Source organism: Burkholderia sp. HMSC10F09, from assembly GCF_001806955.1.
Classification (GTDB): Bacteria; Pseudomonadota; Gammaproteobacteria; order Burkholderiales; family Burkholderiaceae; genus Burkholderia; species Burkholderia multivorans.
Genome location: NZ_KV786505.1, coordinates 47,487 through 53,877, shown reverse-complemented (window position 1 = coordinate 53,877; position 6,391 = coordinate 47,487). Strand labels below are relative to the sequence as shown.

4 protein-coding genes are annotated in these 6,391 nt (G+C 67.1%); 3 read left to right on the top strand and 1 reads right to left on the bottom strand.

Translation table 11 applies throughout. The annotated features are described in order from the left end of the window. The 3 genes from HMPREF3115_RS01610 to HMPREF3115_RS01600 form a co-directional block, all read left to right on the top strand. A partial coding sequence (locus HMPREF3115_RS01610) for a porin (protein WP_256275947.1) occupies nucleotides 1-825 on the top strand: 825 nt, incomplete at its 5' end. 564 nt (nucleotides 826-1,389) lie between these two features. Beyond that, on the top strand, nucleotides 1,390-2,544 hold the full coding sequence (locus HMPREF3115_RS01605) for a branched-chain amino acid ABC transporter substrate-binding protein (RefSeq protein WP_070553289.1): 1,155 nt from the start codon (nucleotides 1,390-1,392) through the stop codon (nucleotides 2,542-2,544). Between the two features lie 89 nt (nucleotides 2,545-2,633). Next, complete coding sequence (locus HMPREF3115_RS01600) at nucleotides 2,634-2,936, top strand: DNA-binding protein (RefSeq protein WP_006399241.1); 303 nt, start codon at nucleotides 2,634-2,636, stop codon at nucleotides 2,934-2,936. A 279-nt stretch (nucleotides 2,937-3,215) separates the two neighbouring features. On the opposite strand, the gene HMPREF3115_RS01595 is transcribed toward HMPREF3115_RS01600, so the two are convergent. Further along, nucleotides 3,216-6,287: a D-2-hydroxyglutarate dehydrogenase YdiJ gene (locus HMPREF3115_RS01595; RefSeq protein WP_070553288.1), complete on the bottom strand. Its 3,072-nt coding sequence runs from the start codon at nucleotides 6,285-6,287 to the stop codon at nucleotides 3,216-3,218. Between the last annotated feature and the right edge of the window lie 104 nt (nucleotides 6,288-6,391).

The following is a 6,391-nucleotide window of genomic DNA, read 5'->3' as shown; positions in this document are numbered from 1 at the left end:
GGCACCGTGACGCTCGGCCGCCAGTACGATCCGGTCGTCGATCTCGTGCAGGGGCTCACGGAGGACAACTACTTTGGCGGCGTGTTCGCGACGCCCGGCGATCTCGACAACTACGACAACAGCCTGCGCGTGAGCAATTCGGTGAAGTACACGAGTCCGCTGATCGCCGGCTTCCAGGCCGAAGCGCTGTACGGCTTCGGCGGCGTCGCCGGTGCGACGGGCAGCGGGCGCACGTACAGCTTCGCGCTCGGCTATGCGAACGGCCCGCTGTCGCTCGGCGCCGGCTACTTCTTCGCGAACGGCGGCACGACGACCGCAAACGGCATCCGCTCGTGGACGAGCAGTTCGGACACGCTGTTCAACACCGTGATCAATCAGGGCTTCTCGAGCGCGAAGTCGATTCAGATCGTGCGCGTGGCCGGCCAGTACGTGGCCGGGCCGGCGACGTTCGGCATCGCGTATTCGAATACGCAATACGGCGCCGATACGCTGTCGGCGTTCCGCCAGACCGCGAAGTTCAACAACGGCTCCGCGTTCTTCAACTGGCAGTTCTCGCCGGCATTGCGCGCGGGCGTCGGCTACAACTACACGTCGCTGACGGGGCCGACCTCCGCGCATTACAACCAGGTCAACGTCGGGGCCGACTATGCGCTGTCGAAACGCACCGATCTGTACGCGCTGTTCGGCTATCAGAAGGCGAGCGGCCATACGCTCGACGCGAGCGGCGCGCGCGTGAACGCGACCGCCTCGGTCGGGTCGTACGGCGTCAATTCCGGTACCGATACGCAGGAACTGGCGATCGTCGGGATCCGGCACAAGTTCTGACCGCTGCCCGCCGTCGCGATAGCGGCGTATCGGCAAGCGTCGCGACGGGCGCGCACTGCGGTGTGCGCCCGTTTTTTTGCGCGCTCGAAAACAAGGCGCCCCATCGCGTGAGCCGCGTGTGCGGCCCGTCACTGGCGGAGGCTGGCGAACTGGACCGTTAGTTGCGTCAACGTGCCGATTGTCACGATGCGGTCGTCGGCCTGCCGATGGCATCGACGAAAAGTGTGCCGCCAAAACGACCGAACAGTTCCGTACCGACAGCACCGGACTGTCCATGGCCAGCGCGCCGTACGCAGCCGAATAATCCTTCAGTCGACGACAGCGACCGACATCGCCGAAGCCGAAGCGAACCGCAAAGCGCACCGACAGCGGTTCGGCTATATTCACACCTTGCTTTTCGTCAGGCGAATACGCCGTGCTCGACGCTCGCATGCGCGCGCGGCCGCCGGCGCCAGGCAAACGAACCCTTCAAGGGTGACGGAGACTCGTCCGGTCATCGGCCGCCCACAAGGCGACCGGCGCGCTGGACGTCAATAGAAATATCAATCGATATGGAGATGGCTGATGGAACGAAGCATTGTCGGCATGCGCTGCAAACCCCTGATCACGGCCGCACTCGCCGTCGCCGCATTCGGCGCGGCGTCGGGCGCACTGGCCGATCAAGTCGTCAAGATCGGCAGCGTTGAACCGACGACGGGCGGCATCGCGCACCTCGGCAAGGACAACGAGAACGGCGCGCGCCTCGCGGTCGAGGAAATCAACGCGAAGGGGCTGACGATCGGCGGCCAGAAGATCACGCTGCAGTTCGACCCGCAGGACGACGCGGCCGATCCGCGTCAGGCGACGCAGGTTGCGCAGAAGCTCGTCGACGACAAGGTCGTCGCCGTGATCGGCCATCTGAACTCGGGCACGTCGATCCCCGCCTCGAAGATCTACAGCGATGCGGGCATCGTGCAGATTTCGCCGTCGGCGACGAACCCGACCTACACGCAGCAGGGCTTCAAGACGACCTATCGCGTGGTCGCGACCGACGCGCAGCAAGGCCCGGCGCTCGCAAGCTACGCGCAGTCGAACGGCGTGAAGACGGTGGCCGTCGTCGACGATTCGACCGCGTACGGCCAGGGTCTCGCGAACGAGTTCGAGAAGAAGGCGAAGGCGCTCGGCCTGAAGGTGGTGTCGCACGACGCGACGAACGACAAGGCGGTCGACTTCCGCGCGATCCTGACCAAGATCAAGGGCGAAAACCCCGACGCGATCATGTACGGCGGCATGGATGCCACCGGCGGCCCGCTCGCGAAGCAGGCGAAGCAGCTCGGTCTGCGCGCGAAGATCCTGTCTGGCGACGGCGTCTGCACGGACCAGCTCGCGCAGCTCGCCGGCCCCGCGGCCGACAACGTGCTCTGCTCGCAGGCCGGCGCGGCCATCGAGAAGATGCCGGGCGGCGCCGCGTTCGTCGCGAAGTATCAGAAGCGCTTCAACCAGGGCATCAAGTTCGATGCGCCGTTCGCGTACGACGCCGTGTACATCGTCGTCGACGCGATGAAGCGCGCGAACTCGACCGACCCCGCGAAGATCCTGGCCGCGATGCCGGCGACCAAGTACGAAGGCGTGATCGGCACGACGACGTTCGATTCGAAGGGCGACCTGACGCACGGGATCATTTCGATCTACGGCTACAAGAGCGGCAAGAAGACCTTCCTCGATCAGGTCCGGATGTAACGGCGGCCGCGACGTCGGCTCGACGGGTGTCGCCGCCCGTCGGCGCCGGCGCCGCGCGGGCCGGCTTTGCTTGACGGAGGACAGCAATCATGTGTGCGATGGCGTATGCCGATTTTCAGCAGGAGTTGAAGAAGGCGCAATTGACCGCGCGCGAGTTCGCGCGGCTGATCCGGATGAATGAAAGCTCGATCACGAACTATTCGAGCAAGGGCACGGTACCGTCGCATCTCGCCGTGATCGCGACGCTGATCGGCGCGCTGGCCGCGCACGAAATCGACTTCCGCCGCGTGATCCGGCAGACGCGGATCGAGCCGAAACGGCCGCGCGGTGTCGGTGCGTTTCCCGCAACGGCCCATCCGCGCACCGCAAAGCGCGGCGACGAACAGTCGTAAAACGCGTCAACCGGCGGCCGCGAACGGCACGCCGCCGCGCGATGAGACTATCCGTTCGGATCGCTCGCATGCGCGCACGCGCGAGTTCACGATAGACGGCACGTCGTTCGATGCGCGCTTCGCAAGCGGCGTTCGCGATCGGTCGATCGCTTCTCGCCGCCCCGCCCTGTCATGCCATCGCAGCCGCCTGTGCGGCCGCCTGAGTTCGCTGCAGCAACTGCTCCCGCATCTTCCCCATCGTCGCGATGTTGCGCGTCTGCACGTCGCCGAAGCCGCGATTCACTGTGCCGCCCGCACGTGATCGAGCAGCACTTGCAGCGGATGCCGCACCTGCCGCGCGGACATGCGCTTGACCTGACTGCGGCACGAATAGCCGGTCGCCAGCGCTTCGCCAGCCGGCTCCGGTGCATCGACGTGCGCGGCCCACGACTGCGCGTAGATCGTCCGCGACGTATCGACGTTGCGAGCCTCGTGTCCATACGTGCCCGACATCCCGCAGCATCCTGCCGGCTGGACCTGCAGACGCAAGCCGCGGCGCGCGAATACCTGCACCCATTGCTTGCCGCTGTCCGGTGCGTTGGTCTTCTCGGTGCAGTGCGGCAGCAGCCGATACGCGCGTGCCGCGTCGCCGGCCCGCGTATCGGCCCGTGTATTACCCCTCACATCGGGCAGCACATCGAGCAGCCACTCCTGCGGCAGCGCGACCGGCGGCACGTCGTGCAGCCCCGGCACCTTGCGGTATTCCTGCCGATACGTGAGCGTGATGGCGGGATCGACGCCGACGAGCGCGACGCCCGCACGCGCGAGCGCAGCCAGCTGCGTCGCGTTGCGGATTGCGGCCCGCTCGAATGCGCGCAGGAAGCCCTGCACGTGCAGCGCCTTGCCGTTCGGCGCGAGCGGCGCGAGCCACACGTGAAAGCCGAGCCGCGCGGCCAGCTCGATCAGCGTCGCCAGCTGTTCGGTGTCGAAATAGCGCGTGAACGTGTCCTGCACGATCACGACGCTGCGCGCGCGCTGCGCATCGGACAGCGCGGCGAGCGCATGCGGATCGGCCGGCCGCACGTTCCACTGCCGAATGACGGCCGCGAGATCGAAGCGGCTCAGCAACGGGCTGTCGACCATGCCGACGTGCCGTTCGAACAGCGTGCGCACCCAGCCCGCACGCATCAGTCCGTTGTATAGCGCCGGCACGCGCGCGAACCACGGCACCGTGAATTCGAGCGAGCCGATCAGGTAGTCGCGCAGCGGCCGCAAGTAGCGCTGGTGATAAAGCTCGAGAAAGCGCGAACGGAACTCCGGCACGCTGACCTTGACCGGACACTGCCCCGCGCAGGACTTGCACGCGAGGCATCCGGCCATTGCGTCGTACACGTCGTGCGAAAAGTCCGCTTCGCCGCGACGTGCGGCGCGCGTGTTGTGCCAGCGGTCGACGAAGCCGCGCAGCCACGGCTGCCGCTCGCGTGCGGCGGCGAGCACGTCGGCGCCCGCTTCTCCTTGCAGACGCAACCATTCGCGCATCAGCGACGCGCGCCCCTTCGGCGAATGCACGCGCTCGCGTGTCGCCTTCCATGACGGGCACATCGCGTCGTCAGGATCGAAGTTGTAGCACGCGCCGTTGCCGTTGCAGTGCATCGCGGTGCCGTAGCTTTGCCATACGCGTTCGTCGATCTGCCGGTCGTGCTCGCCGCGCGTCGGCACTTCGTCGATCTTCAGCAGCCGCATCGCGGGCTGCGGCGGCGTCGCGATCTTGCCTGGATTGAACTGGTTGTGCGGATCGAACGCGGCTTTCAGCTGCTGCAGCGCCGGATACAGCTCGCCGAAGAACGCCGGCGCATATTCCGAACGCACGCCCTTGCCGTGCTCGCCCCACAGCAGCCCGCCATGCCGCTGCGTGAGCGCGGCTACCGCATCCGACACGGGCCGCACCAGCGCGGCCTGCTTCGGGTCCTTCATGTCGAGCGCCGGGCGCACGTGCAGCACGCCCGCATCGACGTGGCCGAACATCCCGTACCGCAGCCCGTAGCGGTCGAGCAGCGCGCGGAATTCGGCGATATACGCGGCGAGATTCTCGGGCGGCACGGCCGTGTCTTCGACGAACGGTTGCGGGCGCGCTTCGCCCTGCACGTTGCCGAGCAGCCCGACCGCGCGCTTGCGCATCGCGTAGACGCGCTTCACCGCATCGTCGCCGGCCGCGATCGTATGGCCGAGGCGCTCGACCGTCGTGTCGGCGCGCAGATGCTCGACGAACGCGCGTACGCGCGCGTCGACGTCGTCGGCATCGTCGCCGCTGAACTCGATCAGGTTGATGCCGAGCGTCGGGCGGCGGTCGTCCTGCGGGAAATAGTCGGCGACGCTGCTCCACACGAAATCCTTCATGGCGAGCATCAGCACGGTCGAGTCGACGGTTTCGATCGACAGCGGCTTGAGCTCGAGCAGCGCGCGCGCATCGCGCAGCGCCTCCATGAAGCCGGCGTAGCGCACGTTGACGAGCACCGAGTACTTCGGAATCGGCAGCACGTTGAGCGTCGCCTCGACGACGAAGCCAAGCGAGCCTTCCGCACCGCACAGCACGCTGTTGAGGTTGAACCGGCCGTCGGGCTCGCGCAGGTGCGCGAGATCGTAGCCGGTCAGGCAGCGGTTCAGCTTCGGGAACTTCGCCTCGATCAGCGCGGCGTGGTCGTCGCTGATCCGGCGCGCGGTGCGATAGACCTCGCCGATCCGGTCCTGCCGCGCGCAGCGGCGCGCCAGCTCGTCGTCGGACAGCGCGGTGCTATGCAGCCGCTCGCCGCCCGGCAGCACGAAATCGAGCGCGAGCACGTGATCGCGCGTCTTGCCGTACGTGCAGCTGCCCTGCCCGCTCGCATCGGTGTTGATCATCCCGCCGATCGTCGCGCGGTTCGACGTCGACAGCTCCGGCGCGAAAAACAGTCCGTGCGGCTTCAGCGCCGCATTGAGCTGATCCTTGACGACGCCCGCCTGCACGCGCACCCGGCGCCGCTTGACATCGATCTCGAGAATCCGGTTCAGGTTGCGCGACAGATCGACGACGAGCCCGTCGGTCAACGACTGCCCGTTCGTGCCGGTGCCGCCGCCGCGCGGCGCGACGACGATGCCGCGATGCGCCGGCTGCGCGAGCAGCCGCGCGAGTCGTTCGACGTCGCCTACGTCGGCAGGGCACACGACCGCCTGCGGCAGGCGCTGGTAGATCGAGTTGTCGGTCGCCTGCACCGTGCGGTTCGCGTAGTCCGCGCGGATCTCGCCGGCAAAGCCGGCCGCCCGCAGCGCATCGAGAAAGTCGCGATAGGCCGCGGCGGTCGGGGCGGCGGGACGGGGCAACGGAGCGATCGGCATCGGAGGAACAGGTCAAGAGAATGAATCGGTCCGCGGCCGCCGCCGAATCATGAATTTTGAGCAAGTTTCCGCGCGGCCGGGGTTTCCAGTATCGTTCGGTTAAT